General features: G+C 28.4%; 18 protein-coding genes. 8 read left to right on the top strand and 10 right to left on the bottom strand.

From position 1 onward, the window contains the following. Positions 1-50 precede the first annotated feature (50 nt). Entirely contained in the window at positions 51-698 is a 648-nt protein-coding gene (gene yczE, locus ACTT9C_RS01515; RefSeq protein ID WP_440922741.1) for a membrane protein YczE, read from the top strand. Here the strand turns inward: yczE and typA are convergent. From typA to groES, 3 genes are all read right to left on the bottom strand, one after another. Further along, entirely contained in the window at positions 695-2,521 is a 1,827-nt protein-coding gene (typA, locus tag ACTT9C_RS01510; RefSeq protein ID WP_440922740.1) for a translational GTPase TypA, read from the bottom strand. The two genes, yczE and typA, sit on opposite strands and share 4 nt — an antisense overlap. 276 nt (positions 2,522-2,797) lie before the next feature. Next, complete coding sequence (gene groL, locus ACTT9C_RS01505; RefSeq protein WP_440922739.1) at positions 2,798-4,459, bottom strand: chaperonin GroEL; 1,662 nt, start codon at positions 4,457-4,459, stop codon at positions 2,798-2,800. Positions 4,460-4,482: 23 nt separating this feature from the next. Next, complete coding sequence (gene groES / locus ACTT9C_RS01500) at positions 4,483-4,773, bottom strand: co-chaperone GroES (RefSeq protein ID WP_440922738.1); 291 nt, start codon at positions 4,771-4,773, stop codon at positions 4,483-4,485. 123 nt (positions 4,774-4,896) lie between these two features. On the opposite strand from groES, the gene ACTT9C_RS01495 reads away from it, so the two are divergent. The 6 genes from ACTT9C_RS01495 to ACTT9C_RS01470 are packed head-to-tail and all read left to right on the top strand — an operon-like array spanning position 4,897 to position 11,312. Then, positions 4,897-5,715, top strand: coding sequence for a TIGR01459 family HAD-type hydrolase (locus ACTT9C_RS01495; protein WP_440922737.1), 819 nt, complete (start codon positions 4,897-4,899; stop codon positions 5,713-5,715). After that, on the top strand, positions 5,709-6,635 hold the full coding sequence (locus ACTT9C_RS01490) for a bifunctional riboflavin kinase/FAD synthetase (protein WP_440922736.1): 927 nt from the start codon (positions 5,709-5,711) through the stop codon (positions 6,633-6,635). Before ACTT9C_RS01495 ends, ACTT9C_RS01490 begins: the two co-directional genes overlap by 7 nt. Position 6,636: 1 nt before the next feature. After that, positions 6,637-9,354, top strand: coding sequence for an isoleucine--tRNA ligase (ileS, locus tag ACTT9C_RS01485; RefSeq protein WP_440922735.1), 2,718 nt, complete (start codon positions 6,637-6,639; stop codon positions 9,352-9,354). Beyond that, positions 9,351-9,848 carry a signal peptidase II gene (gene lspA / locus ACTT9C_RS01480; protein WP_440923116.1) on the top strand — a complete coding sequence of 166 codons (498 nt, stop codon included), beginning with the start codon at positions 9,351-9,353 and terminating at the stop codon, positions 9,846-9,848. The genes ileS and lspA overlap by 4 nt, the downstream gene beginning before the upstream one ends. Further along, the gene (locus ACTT9C_RS01475; protein ID WP_440922734.1) at positions 9,835-10,152 is read left to right on the top strand and encodes a DUF3035 domain-containing protein; all 318 of its coding nucleotides are present in this window, start codon (positions 9,835-9,837) and stop codon (positions 10,150-10,152) included. The genes lspA and ACTT9C_RS01475 overlap by 14 nt, the downstream gene beginning before the upstream one ends. Positions 10,153-10,154: 2 nt before the next feature. Then, positions 10,155-11,312, top strand: coding sequence for a glucose-6-phosphate isomerase (locus ACTT9C_RS01470; RefSeq protein ID WP_440922733.1), 1,158 nt, complete (start codon positions 10,155-10,157; stop codon positions 11,310-11,312). Here the strand turns inward: ACTT9C_RS01470 and rsmD are convergent. Next, positions 11,309-11,869 (bottom strand): 16S rRNA (guanine(966)-N(2))-methyltransferase RsmD, encoded by a 561-nt coding sequence (gene rsmD / locus ACTT9C_RS01465; protein ID WP_440922732.1) that lies wholly within the window; start codon positions 11,867-11,869, stop codon positions 11,309-11,311. The two genes, ACTT9C_RS01470 and rsmD, sit on opposite strands and share 4 nt — an antisense overlap. After that, on the bottom strand, positions 11,866-13,131 hold the full coding sequence (gene purD, locus ACTT9C_RS01460) for a phosphoribosylamine--glycine ligase (protein ID WP_440922731.1): 1,266 nt from the start codon (positions 13,129-13,131) through the stop codon (positions 11,866-11,868). The genes rsmD and purD overlap by 4 nt, the downstream gene beginning before the upstream one ends. A gap of 24 nt (positions 13,132-13,155) precedes the next feature. Here purD and ACTT9C_RS01455 point away from each other — a divergent pair, with 24 nt between their 5' ends. Beyond that, positions 13,156-13,347 carry a DUF2093 domain-containing protein gene (locus ACTT9C_RS01455; protein WP_440922730.1) on the top strand — a complete coding sequence of 64 codons (192 nt, stop codon included), beginning with the start codon at positions 13,156-13,158 and terminating at the stop codon, positions 13,345-13,347. 1 nt (position 13,348) lies between these two features. On the opposite strand, the gene ACTT9C_RS01450 is transcribed toward ACTT9C_RS01455, so the two are convergent. From ACTT9C_RS01450 to ubiA, 5 genes are read right to left on the bottom strand one after another with little or no spacing between them, the layout of a single operon-like run. Further along, entirely contained in the window at positions 13,349-14,215 is an 867-nt protein-coding gene (locus tag ACTT9C_RS01450; protein ID WP_440922729.1) for a lysophospholipid acyltransferase family protein, read from the bottom strand. Further along, entirely contained in the window at positions 14,202-15,158 is a 957-nt protein-coding gene (gene lpxK / locus ACTT9C_RS01445) for a tetraacyldisaccharide 4'-kinase (RefSeq protein WP_440922728.1), read from the bottom strand. Before lpxK ends, ACTT9C_RS01450 begins: the two co-directional genes overlap by 14 nt. A gap of 9 nt (positions 15,159-15,167) precedes the next feature. Beyond that, positions 15,168-16,340 carry a 3-deoxy-D-manno-octulosonic acid transferase gene (locus ACTT9C_RS01440; protein WP_440922727.1) on the bottom strand — a complete coding sequence of 391 codons (1,173 nt, stop codon included), beginning with the start codon at positions 16,338-16,340 and terminating at the stop codon, positions 15,168-15,170. A gap of 59 nt (positions 16,341-16,399) precedes the next feature. Beyond that, a complete protein-coding gene (locus tag ACTT9C_RS01435; protein WP_440922726.1) occupies positions 16,400-18,157 on the bottom strand; it encodes an ABC transporter ATP-binding protein in 1,758 nt (585 codons plus the stop codon). Continuing rightward, positions 18,157-19,023, bottom strand: a complete 867-nt coding sequence (ubiA, locus tag ACTT9C_RS01430; protein ID WP_440922725.1) for a 4-hydroxybenzoate octaprenyltransferase — start codon at positions 19,021-19,023, stop codon at positions 18,157-18,159. The genes ACTT9C_RS01435 and ubiA overlap by 1 nt, the downstream gene beginning before the upstream one ends. Positions 19,024-19,041: the final 18 nt, after the last annotated feature.

Genomic DNA, 19,041 nt, shown 5'->3' with positions numbered 1-19,041 from the left:
TTAACAACTAGTTTAATAGACTTTATTAACAATAGAAATAACATATTAAAATGTTTTTAAAAATTAAGAAAATACCAAGGGTCAATTGGAGTTCAGATAAGCCTTATAATTTTAAACCAAAATTCTCTACATTCTTTTTTTTATGTTTTGGTTTGATGTTATTTGGTCTTGGAGAAGGTTTATTAATTGTATCTTTTACTGGTGCTTCTCCATGGAGTGTTTTAGCACAAGGTATCTCTTTAAATGTTAACTTGAGTATAGGAACAATAACTTTTTTGATTAGTGTTGCCGTTCTAATTTTGTGGATACCGCTTGGTCAAAAACCAGGAATGGGAACTATACTTAATGCGATCATTATTGCATTAATGATTGATCTTTGCATAAAATTTGTTCCAACCCCATCTAATTACTTATATCAATTAATTCTGGCAATAATTTCAGTAGTAACCGTTGGGATTGGTGGAGGTATTTATCTAGTATCTAATCTTGGAGCTGGACCAAGGGATGGTTTGATGATCGGTCTCCAAAAAAAAACAAATTTACCAGTTGCTGCCGTAAGAGCATTTTTAGAGATTTCTGTTGTAAGTATTGGATGGTACTTAGGTGGAACTGTGGGAGTAGGAACTTTATTATTTGCTTTTGGAATTGGTCCTTGTGTTGCCTTAGGCTTGTATTTAGTTGATAAAATTTTCGATTAGGCTGCAACGCCTGATTTTTCACTTCTCTTTCTTTCATGCGGATCAAGAATGGCTTTTCTTAATCTACAGGAGTCTGGAGTGATTTCCAAAGCCTCGTCAGTATTTAACATACTTAATTGCTCTGCGATCGACATTTTTCTTACTGGTGTTAGAACAACATTTTCATCTGTACCTTGTGTTCTCATATTAGTTAATTTTTTGCCCTTCATAACATTAATAATCATATCTCCAGGTTTAGGAGATAATCCCACGATCATACCTGGATAAACAGGATCATTATGAGTTACAAACATCTCCCCTCTAGCCTGTAAATTAAATATTGCGAATGCAACTGCTTTTCCTTGTTCCATTGAAATAAGTGCACCATTTCTTCTACCTTCCATTTCACCCTCAAATGGTCCATACGCATGGAAAATTCTGTTAATTACACCATTACCTTTTGTAAGTGTTAGAAACCGGCTTGTGTATCCCATTAATCCTCTTGTTGGTGCATGAAAGATTAATCTTTTTTTATTTTTACCAGTATCTTTCAATTCAATTAATTTGCCTTTTCTTCTATTCATGGAGTCAATAATTTTTGATGAATGTTCCTCATCTAGATCCATAGTTATTTCTTCTATTGGCTCAAGTTTGTTATCATTTTCGTCTTTTTTATAAAGAACTTTTGGGGGACTAACAGTCATTTCAAAACCTTCTCTTCTCATTTGAGTGAGTAAAATTTCTAACATCAATTCACCTCGACCACTTACAACAAAAGAGTCATTACCTTCATTTTCTGTAAAAGTAATTCCAACATTATTCTGCGCTTCTTGAAGCAACCTATCTCTTATTTGAGTACTTGTAAGTTTTTTACCCTCAGTTCCTGCAAGAGGAGATGTGTTTACGGTAATGGTAATAGACATTGTTGGTGGATCGATTGGAGTAGCTTTAATAGGATCATTTACCTCAAGATCACAAATTGTGTCAGCAACATTTGCTTTTTCTAAACCAGCGACAACTACAATATCTCCCGCCTCACCAATTTCGATTGGCACTTTTTTTGTGCCCTCATATCTAAAAATTTTAGTAAGTCTTCCTTCATCAACTTTTTCACCCTTTAGATTTATTGCTTTGATCGATTGATTAGCTTTTGCAGTTCCCTGAGCAATTCTTCCGACTAAGCTTCTACCCAAGAAATTGTCTGCATAAAGAAGAGTAGACAGCATTGCAAAGGGTTTCGTTTTATCAAGTTCAGCAGGTTTTACATGATCAATAATTTTATCTAATAAAGGATTTAAATTTTCCCTTGGACCATCAATCTCTTTATCAGCCCAACCAGATCTTCCACTCGCATATAAAACTGGAAAGTCTAGTTGATCTTCATTTGCATCTAAACTAACAAATAAATCAAAAGTCTCATCTAAAACTTCATTAGCTCTTTGATCTGATTTGTCCAATTTATTGATAACAACAATTGGTTTTAGACCTTGTTTTAGAGCTTTAGATAAAACAAATTTTGTTTGAGGCATAACTCCTTCAGCAGAATCTATTAGAAGTAATGCGCCATCTGCCATGCTTAAAACTCTTTCAACTTCTGCCGCAAAATCTCGGTGGCCCGGTGTATCAATAATATTTATTCTCGAGTCTTTCCAATTAATAGATGCAGGTTTTGCTAAAATTGTTATTCCTCTTTCTTTCTCAAGTTCACCTGAATCCATTAATCTTTCGTCAACAACCTCATTTTCCCTAAACGAACCGCTCTGCTTCATTAGATTATCAATTAAGGTAGTTTTTCCGTGATCAACGTGTGCGATTATGGTGATGTTTCTAATATCTTTGCTCATAAATCCTGGCTCTTATACCTTAAAAATTTTTTTTGAAAACTTTAAAAAAACCAATAAATATTGGGATTTTGATCAAAAAATGTCGTTATTTTGTTTTTTTTGCCTTTTCTCTTTTTAATTTTCTTTTTTCTTTTAGAGTAAATTTTGGTTTTTTATTAAGACTTGAGTCTTTGAACGATTTCCCACTATATCTTTTTGACATTGTATCATTTTAATATTTCCAAAAAAAAAGGCCATCAAAAGATGGCCTTTAAATTTTTAATATTTTAGATTGGGTTACATTCCCATTCCACCCATTCCTCCCATGCCACCCATGCCACCCATTCCTCCAGGCATTCCAGCAGCAGCTGCATCTTTTTCCTCAGGTTTATCAGCTATCATTGCTTCAGTTGTTACCAATAATCCTGAGATAGATGCTGCGTCTTGTAAAGCAGTTCTAACAACTTTTACAGGATCTATAATACCTTTAGCGAACATATCACAATACTCTTCATTTTGTGCATCATATCCATGTGTCTTTTTATTCTGATCTAAAAGTTTGCCAACAACTACCGATCCATCCACACCAGCATTTTTTGTAATTTGTCTAATAGGAGCTTCTAATGCTCTTCTTACTAAATCAACGCCTGCTTTTTGGTCTTCACCTTTAGCTTTAACTTTTTCAAGTTCTTGAGCAGCATACAATAATGCACAACCACCACCAGTAACAATACCCTCCTCAACAGCGGCTCTGGTTGCATTTAAAGCATCTTCAACTCTATCTTTTCTCTCTTTTACTTCAACTTCAGTTGCACCACCGACTTTAATTACTGCAACACCACCAGCTAATTTTGCTAATCTCTCTTGAAGTTTTTCTTTGTCGTAGTCTGAAGTTGTCTCATCAATTTGTTGTTTTATTGAAGAACATCTAGCTTCTATATCTGATTTTTTACCAGAACCATTTACTATAGTACTGTTATCTTTATCAACTTTAATTTTTTTACATGAACCTAGATCATCAAGTTTAACATTTTCGAGTTTAATTCCTAAGTCTTCAGAAATAACTGAACCACCAGTAAGAATTGCAATATCCTCAAGCATAGCTTTTCTTCTGTCACCAAATCCTGGTGCTTTTACAGCTACAACTTTTAAACCACCCCTTAATTTATTTACCACTAATGTAGCTAATGCTTCACCCTCAACATCTTCAGAAATAATCATTAAAGGTCGTCCAGCTTGAACAACTGCCTCTAAAAGAGGAACCATTGGCTGTAGGTTTGTCAATTTTTTTTCGTGTAAGAGAATAAAAGGATTTTCTAATTCAGTTGTCATCTTATCACTATTTGTAATAAAGTATGGAGATAGATAACCTCTATCAAACTGCATACCTTCAACGACGTCTAATTCTGTTTCAATTCCTTTGTTTTCTTCAACCGTGATAACACCCTCATTACCAACTTTTTGCATTGCTTTCGAAATCATAGTGCCAATTTCTTTGTCGCCATTAGCAGAAATAGTTCCAACTTGAGCAATCTCATCACTATCTTTTACTTTTTTAGCTGAGGATACAAGATTTTGTTTTACTACATCTACTGCAGCATCAATTCCTCTTTTTACATCCATAGGGTTCATGCCTGCTGTTACATATTTTACACCCTCTTTTACAATAGCTTGTGCAAGAATGGTTGCGGTTGTTGTTCCATCACCAGCCTCATCATTAGTTTTGCTAGCAACCTCTTTGACCATTTGAGCACCCATGTTTTCAAATTTATCCTCTAGATCAATTTCTTTTGCAACAGATACACCGTCCTTTGTAATTCTTGGAGCACCGTAAGATTTGTCCATAACTACATTTCTCCCTTTTGGTCCTAATGTAACTTTAACCGTATCAGCTAGGATGTTTACTCCTCTAATCATTGCTGCTCTTGCCTCAGCATCAAATTTTACTACTTTTGCCATTTTATTTTCTCCTTTAAATTAAATTACTTGCTTGAAATACCCATAATGTCTGACTCTTTCATTATGCTGTATTCTTTGCCATCAATTTTGACTTCAGTTCCTGACCATTTGCCGAATAAAACTTTATCTCCAATTTTCACGTCCATTGGTATGGTTTTACCGTCTTCAGTTTTAGCTCCACCACCAACTGCTACTACCTTACCTTCTTGAGGTTTTTCTTGTGCTGTATCAGGTATGATTATTCCTCCAGCAGTTTTTTCGCTGCTATCTAAAACTTCAATTAGAACTCTATCGTGTAACGGTCTAAATTTCATAAATTCTCCTTATTAATATGATCCTCATATAGAGATTGGCCTTACTATTTCAAGATATAGTTAAAAATTAGTTAGTTAAAAAATAAAGGAATTTGTGGGTTTTATGGTTTATAGATTGATTTGATGACTAAAAATTTAGATAAAGAGGGTCTAAGTTCTATAGCAGACAATTATCAGCTATTTTATGTTGACTTATGGGGAGTGGTCCATAATGGGGTTACTCTACACCTAGAGGCAATAAAAGCTCTCAAAGAAATCAATAAAAAAAGAAAGGACTATATTTTACTCACAAATGCACCCAGACCCAATCATGTAGTCAAATCTTTTTTAGAAAAACTAGGCATGGAAAAAGAAATTAGAGAACATGTTTTTACGTCTGGAGAGGCAGCCCTCATTTATTTAAAAAAAAATTTAATTAATAAAACTTTTTTTCATGTAGGGCCACCAAGAGATTTTGATTTATTTAAAGACTTTAAAAAAATGAAATTAGATAATATAGAAAAAAGCGAATATATTTTATGTACTGGATTGTTCGATGATCATAATAAAGACTTAAATTATTATAAAAATTTATTTGAAAAAAATATTGAAAAAAAAATGATTTGTACAAATCCAGATTTAATTGTGGACAGAGGAAATATAAGAGAATTTTGTGCTGGTTCTGTTGCAATGGTTTTTGAAAAAATGGGTGGAGAAGTAGTTTACTTTGGAAAACCTTATCCTGAGGTTTATGATCAATCTACGAATAATAAAAATAAAAAAATTCTATCCATAGGTGATAATTTAAATACTGATATAAAAGGAGCAAACCTTTTAAATTATGATTCTTTAATAATTTCAAATGGAATTCATAAGGATGAGATCAAAGAAAAAGGAATTGCAAAAGTTGCAAAATCTTACGAAGCTATTTGTAATTATATTCAATCAGAGTTGAAATGGTAAATTCAAAAAACATATATAAAAATTTTAATATCAATACTAAATACAAAAATTCAATTATTTTAATCGGTAACTTCGATGGAGTTCATAAAGGACATCAAAAATTATTTTCATTAGCTAAGAAATATAAAAAAAGATATTCCTCAAAAATTGGTGTCTTAACTTTTGAACCAATGCCAAAGATGTTTTTTAATAAAAATCTTAATAATTTTAGAATATCAAGTCTGCAGCAAAAAATTGATAATCTTCAGGATCTCAATGTAGATTTTTTGATAATTAAAAAATTTAATCGAAAATTCTCAAAAATAAAATCTATAACTTTCATAAAAGAAATTTTGGGAAAAAAATTAAAACCAAAATTTATTTTTGTTAGCAATAATTTTAGATTTGGGAATAAGAGAGAAGGTAACGTTAGACAATTAATCAAATTTGAGAGAACATGTAGTTATAAGGTAATCAAACCCCAACCATTGTTAACGAATAAGAAAATAGCATCTTCATCACTGGTTAGAAAACTTTTGCAAAAAGGAAAATTAGAAAAAGCTAATAAAATTTTGAATAGAAACTGGTCAATTGTAGGAAAGGTTCAAAAGGGAAGACAGCTAGGAAAAAAAATTGGTTTTCCAACCGCAAACATTGATATTAAAGATTATATTTTAGCCTGCCCAGGCGTGTATGCAGTAAAAGTAAAATGGAATGGTAAAAATAATTATTTAAAAGGAATTGCTAATTTAGGTTATCGACCAACATTTAATGGAAAAAAAATATTATTAGAGGTTCATCTATTTAATTTTTCTGGAAATCTTTATAATAAGTATTTAACAGTAGAATTTAAAAAATTTATTAGAAGAGAAAAAAAATTTAAAAATGTTGAACTGCTTAGAAGACAAATTAAAACTGATTTACTGATAGCAAAAAAATAAAATGAACAAATCACAAATTAATCTTCCTAAAACTGCTTTTTCGATGAAAGCAAATTTACCAACACGGGAACCAGAAATTTTGAAATTTTGGCAAAAAATAAACCTTTATGATGAATTAAGAAAATCGAGAAAAGGAAAAGAAAAATTTGTTCTTCACGATGGTCCTCCTTATGCAAATGGCAATATACACATGGGTACAGCTTTGAATAAAATTTTAAAGGATATAATTGTGAGATTTCATCAGATGGATGGTAAAGACTCTGTCTATGTTCCAGGATGGGACTGTCATGGATTACCAATAGAATGGAAAATTGAAGAGCAATACAAAAAAAATAAAAAAAACAAAAATGAAGTTCCAATCGTTGAGTTTAGAAAAGAGTGTAGGGCTTTTGCGGAAAAATGGATAGATATTCATAAAGATCAATTCAAAAGATTAGGAGTTGTGGGAGATTGGGATAATTATTATTCTACTATGAGTTTTGATGCAGAAGCTCAAATAGTAAGAGAGTTAGGTAAATTTTTAAAAGAAGGAAGTTTGTATAGAGGTTTTAAACCTGTTTTGTGGTCAACTGTTGAAAAAACAGCTTTAGCAGATGCAGAAGTTGAATATCAAGATCATAAATCAGATACTATATATGCATCTTTTCCAGTTAAATCATCAAATATCAAAGAATTAAACGATAGTGAAATTGTAATTTGGACAACTACACCATGGACTATCCCAGCCAATAAAGCCTTAGCTTACAATGAAAGTTTAGATTATTCATTAGTTAAAGTAAATGATGATGGAGATTTTAAAAACAAAAAAATTGTTATTGCAGATGCATTAATAGACTCAGTTGTAAAAGATACTAAAATCCAAAGTTTCCAAAAATTAAAAAATTTTAAAGGTAAAGATTTGAAAGGAACAATATGTAATCACCCCTTTTCAAAACTTGGTTATGAATATGACATACCTATGTTAGAGGCTCGTTTTGTTACCACAGAACAAGGCACGGGAATCGTCCATTGTGCGCCAAGTCATGGTCCTGATGATTTTAATTTGTGCATGAATAATGGAATTAAAGCAATTGAAACAGTTGACGATGATGGAAGATATACAAAAAATGTAGCGCTTTTTGAGGGGATACATATTTTCAAATCAAATTCTATTGTGATTGAAAAATTAAAAGATCAAAAAAAATTATTATCAAGCGGCGAACTTGTTCACTCTTATCCTCATTCGTGGAGGTCTAAAGCACCATTAGTTCACAGAGCAACTCCTCAATGGTTCATTTCTATGGATAGTCATAAGCTTAGAAATAAAGCTTTAAAAGCGATTGATGAAACAACTTTCTATCCTAGTAAAGGAAAAGAAAGATTAAAATCGATGATTGAAACAAGACCTGATTGGTGTGTTTCAAGACAAAGAGTGTGGGGAGTTCCATTGCCTATTTTTATCAACAATAAAACAAATAAAATTTTAATTGATGATGAAGTTTTTGAAAATATAGCAAAAATCTATGAAAAAGAAGGATCTGATTGTTGGTTTTCGGATGATCCACAAAAATTTCTTGGAAAAAAATATAAAGCTGAGGATTTTGAAAAGTTAAGTGATATCGTAGAGGTATGGTTCGATAGTGGATCTACACATTCATTTGTATTGGAAAAAAGAAAAGATTTAAAATGGCCTGCATCTATGTATCTCGAGGGTTCTGACCAACATAGGGGCTGGTTTCATTCATCTCTTTTAGAGTCTTGTGGAACAAGAGATCGTGCGCCTTTTGAATCTATTCTCTCTCATGGTTTTGTAGTTGATGGTAAAGGTTTAAAAATGTCAAAATCTCTGGGAAATGTAATTGCGCCTGAAGATATCCTAAAAAAATATGGAGCTGATATTCTTAGAATTTGGGTTGCTTCCTCAAATTATGCTGAGGATCTTCGGATAGACTATTCAATACTTGATCAACATGCTGAATCATATAGAAAAATAAGAAATACATTTAGATATCTGCTAGGAAACCTTAATGATAATTTTGAACAAATAGATTTAGAAAAAATTGAAATTGAAGACTTACCAGAACTGGAGCAATTTATGCTTCATAAAATTTACAATTTAAACTCTAAATTTAACAAGTATTTCAAGGATTATGATTTTCATAATTTGTATAAAGAATTATTAAATTTTTGCACTGTAGACTTATCTGCCTTTTATTTTGATATAAGAAAAGATACTTTATACTGTGATCCAATAAATTCCAAAAAAAGAAAATCTACACTCATATTGTTAAATGTTATTCTTAATTCTTTAATAAGATGGTTTGCACCAATCCTATCTTTTACAACTGAAGAAATTTATCAACTTATCTCAAAAAAAAATAAAAGTATTCATCTTGAAAAATTTTTAAATTTTCCTAAAAAATTTGATAATTCTAGTCTCAATTCTAAATGGGAAAAATTAATCAAAATAAGAGATATCTGCAATCTTAGTATCGAGCAAAAGCGAGCAAGTAAAGATATAGGATCTAGTTTAGAGGCAGCATTAATTTTGAAAATAAACAATGAAAATCAGAAATTTTTGAAAAATATTGATCTTTCAGAACTTTGTATAACTTCTTCAGTGAAAATTGAGAATAGTGATACAAATGAAATAATTGTAGAAACAATAAAAGCAACAGGTGAAAAATGTCCGGTGTGTTGGAAAATTAGCAGCACACCCTGTGAAAGACATAAATTATAAATAAAATGTTAAAAAAACATTTGGTAGATTTTTCTATAATTATTTTTATTTTTTTAATCGATCGAGTAAGCAAATTATTGATTATTAGTTCTCCAGAAACTTATGAACAATATGGCATTAGTGTTACTTCTTTTTTGAATTTAAATTTGATTTGGAATGAAGGTATCGCTTTTGGTTTATTTTCTTTTGATGAAAAGTTTTATTACAATTTGCTTACAATAATTATATGTTTAATCATATTAATAATAATTTGGTTAATGTTAAAATCAAAAGGATTTGAAAAAGTTAGTTTTCTTTTAATAATTGGGGGTTCTTTGGGCAATATTTATGACAGGATTTATTACTCCGCTGTACCAGATTTTATAGATATACATTACAATAATTATCATTGGTTTATATTCAACGTTGCTGATATATTCATTACTTTAGGTATATTATTTCTAATTTGTATTGAAATATTTAGTTCAAAAAAACAAAAAAATGAAAATAATTAAAAATATTTTACTTATCATAACTGTTAGTTTTTTTATTTACTCCTGTGCGGGATTTAAATTGAAAAAAAAATCTACTTCTGGTGAGGAATTCTTAATACAAAAAAAAGATCCCTTAATTTTGCCACCTGACTTCTCAAAATTACCAGAACCAAACGAGCAGATTGAAAATCAGGATAATGAGGAAGAAAAATTGGTTATTGATAATGTTTTTAGTGAGGGGAACTCCAAAAATGATGAAAATAACGACAATAAAATTAATCAAAAATCTGATTTAAAAAAAAGTATTTTGGATAAGATTAAATAAAAATGATAACTAAAAATTTTTTATTTAAAAATTTTCAAGGAAAAAAAAATAATAAAAGTCTAAGAAAATATTTTAAGCAACTTATAGTTTCTAAAAATGAAATTATTAAGTCATTGACTAGTAATTACTATTATAGTTATACAAAACAAAACCTTGCAAAATTTCAAGAATGTAAGGACATAAGAATTTTTGGAATGGGAGGCTCATCTCTAGGAGCTAACGCTATTTATGATTTTTTAAAGTATAAAATAAAAAAAAATTTTTATTTTTTATCAAATTTACAAAAGAGAAAATTTTCCACAAAAAAAAATTATTTAAATCTCATCATTTCAAAGTCTGGAAATACTTTAGAGACAATTGTTAATTCCAATATTTATATATCAAAAAAAGATCAAAATATTGTAATTACCGAGAATAAAATCAGCTATCTAAGGGATATGGGTATTAAATTGAAAAGTGAAATAATTGATCATAACAATTTTATAGGTGGAAGATATTCAGTCTTATCTGAGGTGGGAATGCTTCCAGCAGAATTAATGGGGTTAAATGAAAAAAAATTTAAACAATTTAATAGCTTATTAAAAAATAAATACTTTTTTAACGCGATCATAAGCAATGTCACCAACATTGTGGAATTAATAAACAAAAAAAAATCTAATGCAGTAATTCTAAATTATGATGAAAGTTTAGATAATTTTCTAAAATGGTATCAACAACTCCTAGCAGAGAGTATAGGAAAAAAGGCTAAAGGAATTTTTCCAATAATTTCAACAATGCCAAAAGACAATCACAGTTTGATGCAATTATACTTAGATGGCCAAAAAAATAACTTTTATACCTTTTTTAGTAGTGCTGATAAAATTTCTCCTAAAATTAATAAAGAGACAATTTCGAGGTCAAAAAACTTTTTAATAAATAAAAATATACAAGATATTTTAGACTCCAAGATTTTAGCAACTCAAAAGGTATTTAAAATAAAAAAGATACCATTCAGAAGCTTTTTTCTTAAAACTCGAAAAGAGGAAACTCTAGGTGAACTGTTTACTTTTTTTATTGTAGAAACTATTCTGATAGCCAAAGCATTGAAAATAAATCCATATGATCAACCAGCAGTAGAACTAATTAAAAAAGAAACAAATAAAATTTTGGTTAATTCCTAGTTAGCAATGTAGACTTTTGAAATCCCATAAGTCCGCACATCTAGAATATTTATCTTTTCTGTTATAGGCAATTTATCCTTTTTATGTCTATGAATTATAAATAATCCTTTTTTACAAAGCACTCTTTTTTCAATAATTTTTTCAATTAGATCGTTTATTCTTAATTCTTTATAAGGTGGATCAATAAAAATTAAATTAAATTTTTCTTTTATAGTTTTATTTGAGTTGAAAAAAGTAAAACAATCGCTTTCAAATATTTTGTAATTTTGATCTTGAGCAATTTTTGATAAATTTTTTTTTAAAATTTCTAATGCTTTAAGATAATTTTCAAAGAAATAAACATTTTTTGATCCTCTCGAAATACATTCAATCCCAAAGGACCCACAACCAGAGAATAAATCTAAAACAGATGAATTAGATAAACTTAAGCCAAATTTATTAGAATGCTCCAGAAGATTGAATATAGATTCTTTTACAATATCTTTTAATGGTCGTGTATTTTTATCAGAGGGTAAAAACAATTTTTTTCCCTTAAACTTTCCTGAAATAATTCTCATTGCTCGATTACTTTATAACCAATATCTTTTCTGAAAAATCCATTTTCCCAATTTAATGCTTTTATTAAATTTATTGCTTGATCTCTACTTTCCTTTAGATTTGCAGACTTAATTACAAAGTTAAGTACTCGTCCACCGTTAGAATAGATTATTGAATTATCTATTCTAGTACCTGCGTGAAAAATGTAATTATCCTTTTGAAGTTTTATTTGGTTAATCGTATTTATTTTAATGTTATTTTCAAATTTATCAGGATAACCTTTTGAACAAAGTACAATACAGATACTTTTTTTATTAGACAACTGAATATCTACAGAGCTTAGATTTTGATTTACACATGCATAAATGATATCTGCAAAATCTGTTTCGACTCTGGGCAGAATAGTTTGACACTCTGGATCCCCCATTCTAACGTTATACTCAATAAGGTAAGGATTATTATTAACAATCATCAGACCTGCGTATAAAAAACCTTTAAAATTAGTGTTCAAATCTTTTAAACCCTTCAATGTTGGATCAATTATTCTCTCAATTATTTTTTTATCTAATTCCTCATTTTCGAGCCGAGATGGTGAGTATGCACCCATGCCACCTGTATTTTTACCCTTATCACCCTCTAATACTCTTTTATGATCTTGTGCAGATCCAAATTTTTTGTAAGTTTTACCATCAGAAATTATAAAAAAACTCATTTCCTCACCTTTTAAAAACTCTTCTACTAAAATTTCTTTAGCTTTTCCAAATTTTCCGTTAAAAATTTCATCTACAGCAATCCTAGATTGCTCAAAATTATCACAAATATAAACCCCTTTTCCTGAGGCTAGACCATCAGCTTTAACAACTATTGGAAATTTGCATTTTTTTAAAAAATTTAAACTTTTCTCTTTATCTTCAAAAACACCGAAATTAGCAGTTGGTATCTTGTATTTCTCACATAATTTCTTTGTAAATATCTTTGAGCCTTCCAATTGAGAGGAAATTTTATTGGGGCCAAATACTTTAATTTCATTTTTTTCTAAAAAATCAACAATTCCATCAACCAAAGGTTTTTCTGGTCCAACTATAACAATATCTATCTTAAGTTCTTTAATTTTATCTTTTACTTCCTGAAAATTATTTAAATTTATGTTAATATTTTCCGCAATAAAATTTGTTCCCGCATTTCCTGGAAAACAATAAATTTTATCCACCTTACTTGATGATTTTAAAAAAGTACAAATAGCGTGCTCTCTACCTCCACTTCCAATTATTCCTATCTTCATATAAATATATATAAACTAAAAATAATGAAAAAATTAGCTAAATTAGAATATTTACCTAATAACTTTAGGATAATTGAAAAGGGAGATTATGTTTTATGTGCAATATCTGGAAAGCAAATCCCACTTGATAAATTGAATTATTGGAATGTAAAAGATCAAGAAGCTTATTATTCTTATAAAGAAGCCCATTTGAAAAAAGAGAGTAATAACGACTAAATTAAATTTTCCATCTACCGTGGGTCCAAATCCATTGATCAGGATTAGTAATTATCATTTTTTCTAAAATTTTGTTTAATTTTAATGTAATTTTATCTACAGAATCATCCTGTGAAAATTTTACATTCTCAAAGATCTTTAGTTTAAATTTGTCATCAACTAACCTTTCAATGTAAATAGGCACAACAGCAACATCAAATTTTTTTATAAATTGCGCTGGAATTGTAGTTGTTAAAGCTTTTTTTCCAAAAAAATCACTTTCTACTCCCTCAGAAACTCTTTGGTCAATCATTAGCGCTATAGATGTTCCCTTTTTAAATTCTTTTAAGAGTTCTTTTGTGCCAGTGATCCCTTTTTTAATTTGTTTTTTACAAATATATTTTTTTCTAATTTTCTCCATTATTGGATTTAGGAATAAATTATTTAATGGTCTGTATATTGCAGCTAGATCAATACCAGATTTCTCTAAATGCATTGCCATTAATTCAAAGTTATTGAAATGTCCAGAGATAAATATTACTGGTTTATTGAATGATTTAATTTTTTCAAGCTCTTCTTGATTTTCAATTATAACTTGACTTGAAAATTTTTTAGATTTTCTAAATTTTTTAATGAACATATATTCTGCAAAAATTTTCCCATAATTAACCCACATATTTGTAAGAATCTTGTCTTTCTCTATTTCATTAAAGTTCGGAAAGGCCATAGATAAATTGGCACGAGAAGTTTTCTTTGATCTAAAAAATGAACCGAAATTTTTGAATATAAAACTTGAAACATTTCGAGATATTTTTATTCCAACTATTTTAAATATCAAAAATAATAAAATAATTATTATGAATTCAAAAGTGTATTTAATTAATTTCACTGATTTTCGACTGAATTAATTCTGTTAATTGTTTTTGTTCCAAAATCTCTAAATCTATTTTTATAAAATTAATTTTTTCTCTCAAACTTGTAGGAATTTTTACAAAATCTTTTTCTGTTGTAATAATTTTTATATTTTTATTTTCTGCAATTTTTATCAAATTCAATATATCATGTTTTTTATAATTAAAATGATCTGGAAATACAATTTCTTTGATTATATTAAAGTTATTTTTAATTAATATTTCTTTAAAACTATTACTATTTCCAATACCTGAAAATATCAAAAATTTATCATTCAAATTAAATTCATCTTTATTTTTTATTTTAAAAAAAGAATTGAATATCCGAATATTTGGATTTATTTTGTTGATAGATTTATAGATTTCATTTTGGTCAGATTTTTTATTAATATTCTTTATAATTACCGCATCATATTTTTTCAAACTATCAATTTTTTCTCTCATAGGACCTGAGGGTATTAGAAAACCATTACCAATCCATTTTTCATAGTCAAAACACACTAATTTAAAATTATAATCAATTTGTCTATCTTGAAGTCCGTCATCAAAAATTAATAATTCACAATTTTCTTCTATTGCTTTCTGAACAATTTTTTGTCTACTATCTAAGGATATAAATTTAGATCTATTTTTAAGAATAGAATTCTCATCTTTTTGGTCGGGGTAAAATTTTTTAGCTGTACAAACTTTAATACCATTATTTTTAAATATTTCGTATAGTTTTATAACTGTGGGAGTTTTGCCTGTACCACCCAAATAAATATTTCCTACGCAGATGGTTTTAATATTTTCGAATTTCTTTTTTGGTTTTGTATTTAAAATTAAATTATTAATTCTGACAATTAAACTAAGAGGACTAAGTAAATATGCAACAAGGTTAGGTTTTTTATAATCCCAAAAATTAGGTTTTTTAAATTTCATCAAAAAATATTAACAAATTTCATTAAAGATTTTATTTAAAATTTTTATTCCTTCTAGACTTAAATTTTTCATTGATTTTTTTGAAAAGTTTTTTTTATCAAGTTTTTTTTGAAGTAAATTGGTTAAATGGTTTTGATTTTTAACTTTAAATGAAATTTCCTTTTTTTGGAGATGCTCATAAATTTCTTTAAAATTTGAGACATGAGGACCATGAAAAACACAGCAACCATATCTCGCTGCCTCCAAAGGGTTTTGACCTCCATGATTAATAAGTGAGCCTCCTAAAAATACGTTTTTGCATATTTTAAAAATAGATTTTGTTTTTCCATAGGAATTTACTAAGTATATATCAGTATTGGGTTTAATTTTTTCTTTAGGATGATCTAAATGAACATTAAGGTTTAGTTTATTTAAATCGGTCTTAATTTGATGAACTCTATCCACATGTCTTGGAATAATTATGGTTAAAAGATTTTTATATTTTTTTTTTAATTTAAGATGTGCAAGTCCACAAAATTTTTCCTCATTATAATGAGTGCTCGATGCACACCAAGAATTTCTTTTTAAAAGAAACTTTTTTAAATTTTTATCTACTTTAACACTCTGATTTTCTGATTGACTAAATTTTAAATTACCAAAAAATTTTACATTATTTGCACCAAGCTTTTTTAATAATTTTTTTGACTCTTCGTTAGCAGATAAACAATAATTGAATTTACTGAAAACAAATTTTGAAAAATTTGAAAATTTCATCCATCTGTTGAATGTTTTTTTTGTTATTCGACCATTCAGAAGTATAATTGGGATATTCTTTTCAAATAAATTATTAATAGTATTCGGCCAAATCTCTGAATCAACAAAAAAAACTTTTGATGGCTTCCAATAATCTAAAAATTTAGACGAAATAAAATTACAATCAATAGGAAAAAATTGATGAATAGTTTTCCGAAGATTTAATTTATTTATAATAATAGATGAACTAAGAGTATTCGACGTTATCAAAATTTGATTTATTTTTCTATCTTTCTCAAGTCTTTCTATCAGCGGTATAATGCTCTGAATTTCACCCACACTCGCGCCATGGAACCAAATTAATTTTCCTGAAATTCTTTTTTTTGTAAAGAAACCAAATTTTTCTATAAATCTTTTAATGTTTTCTTTACGTTTAATTAATCTGATCAATATAATTAGAGGCGAAAAAAGAAATACTATATTTATTAAAACCTTATAAATAAAAAACATTAAACTTTAATTTGTTTATTGTAAAAATTTTTATAAATTGATGAGGTGCTCATTAATTCTTGATGATTACCTTCTGCCACAACAGCACCAGAATCTATCACATAAATTTTGTTTGAATTTAATATAGTTGATAATCTGTGTGCAATTACAATTGTTGTTCTGTCTTTTGTAAGGAAACTTATTGCTTTTTGAATTTTATCTTCAGTTTCAGCATCCAACGAGGATGTTGCTTCATCTAATAATATTATTTTGCTTTTTTTTAATATAGCCCTGGCTATTGACAATCTTTGTTTTTCACCCCCAGACAATCTAATTCCATTCTCGCCAATTTTTGTCTCGTATTTATTTTCTAATTTATCAATAAATTCTGATGCATAAGAGAGTTTGGCAGCGTTGTATATTTCTTCATCTGTAGCATCCATATCTGCATAGGCAATATTATTTTTAATTGTATCATCAAATAAATTTGTATCTTGACTTACAAAAGAAATATTATTTCTCAAAGATTTAAGCTTAGTTTTATAAATTGATTGGTTATCAATAGTTATTTCACCGAGGTCAGCATCATAAATTCTAGGAATTAAATTGAGTATTGTAGATTTACCACTACCACTATGGCCAACCAATGACGTCATCTTTCCACCCATCATTTTCAGGTTGATATTTCTCAAGGTTATCATTTTTTTTGTTTCATTTTTTTCACTGTCGTTATCATATGAAAATTCTATGTTCTTAAATTCAATATTACCATTTTTTAAATTAAGTTCTTTGTCATCTTTGCTACTTTTCAATTTTGATTTTTCGTCAATAATTGGAAGTATTCTTTTAGATGAAGTTAGACCTTGATTAATAACAATATTTAAGGTGGCCAATGATCTGACTGGTTGATAAGCAAGCATCATTGCAGCTAAAAAAGAAAAAAAATTACTAATTTCTATTTCATTATTCATTACCAATCTGCCGGAGTAGTAAATTAATATAGCTATTATTATTCCAGTCATTATTTCCATAATTGGAGAAGCTCTAACAAAAACAATCGCCATTTTTTTTCCTTTTTCTTTCACTTTATCTAAAAAAACTTCTGCTCTATTTTTTTCATACATTTCTTTCTGAAAAATTTTTATCAGTTTATGATTTTTAAACATATCAATTAAATATGAACTTAATACCCCTGCCCATTCCATTTGTTCAAATGACACTTTAGTAATTCTTTTTCCCAAAGATCTAGCTGCAAAAGAAGCTAGTGGTATCATTATGATCGCAATAAGTGATAATTCCCAATTTTGGAAAAACATTACACCTAATAAACCAATTAAAGTTAAAGTATCCTTAAAAAGATTTAAAATTGCAGTGCTTATTAGATTAGTTAAATGCGCTACATCATTTGTGATATTAGAAATAAATTTTCCAGTGTGCTTATTGTCAATTAGTTTTGTATCAGCATCAATTAAGTTATTAAGCATTTGAACTTGAACGTCTTTTCTAACTTCTTCAGAAACCCAGATCATAGTAGTTTTTGCAACGTATAATGATAGCCCTTTTGTAGCAAAAGCTACCACTATCAAAATCGGGATAATTAAAATCATTGTTTGATCTTTTTTTATAAAAATTTCTTTTATCGCAGGATCCAGTAAATATGCTATTGCAGATGTACTTCCGGCAACAGCCACTGAAAGTAATAAAGCTAAAATTATTTTTTTTAAATGTTTTTTAGTGTAATCTTTGTAAAGTCTTTTTAAAATTTGAACATCTGTCATTAGTTAAACTTTCCTATGAATAACAAGATTAATATTAAAGCTCCAAGAAAATTATTAGACTTAAATATTTCAAGACAAATCAATGGGTTAGTAGATTTAAATTTTCTTAATTGAAAAAAATACATGTGGAAAATAATTATTGATAAAAAAATAAAATATAATTTACTAAATTCATTTAAATAACCTATTACAATTAAACTTAATAAAAACAGTGTGTAACATATATATAAAAAAATAATTGGATTTGATTTAAATTTTATTGATGTCGATTTTATTCCAATAATTTCATCATCTTTAATATCTTGAAACCCGTAAATAGTGTCGTATCCAAGTGTCCAAAATATGGCTCCACAATAGAATATGACTGGTAATAAATTTATTTCAGCATTTATGGAAGTCCAACCTAATATTAAACCATAATTGAATGTTATCCCTAAAAATAACTGTGGCCAATAAGTAAATCTTTTCATAAGTGGATAGGTAAAGGCTAAAGGCATTGAAGCTAAAGCAATAATAATTGTAAATAGATTAAAGTTAATTAGCACCAAGAATGCTGTGAAACATAAAAAAGTAGAATAAAGCAGAGCCAGTTTTACAGATATTTTCCCAGAAGCTATAGGTCTATGCCTTGTTCTAAAAACTTTCTCGTCAAATTTTCTATCAAGTATATCATTTACAATACATCCTGCTGATCTCATCAGAACAGATCCTAAAAAAAATAACAATAAATAAAAAAAGTAAACACCAAGTGTTGATGAAAAATCATATGCTATTGTTAACCCCCATGCACAAGGCCAAAATAACAACATATATCCTATTGGCCTCTTTAGTCTGGTAAGTTCTAAAAAAAGATTAAACTGGTTCATAAAATTTTACTTGTAAAT

The sequence above is a fragment of the Candidatus Pelagibacter sp. genome (assembly GCF_052049575.1).
Classification (GTDB): domain Bacteria; phylum Pseudomonadota; class Alphaproteobacteria; order Pelagibacterales; family Pelagibacteraceae; genus Pelagibacter.
The sequence above is the reverse complement of the archived record's forward strand: the minus strand, read 5'-3'. Positions and strand labels throughout refer to the sequence as shown.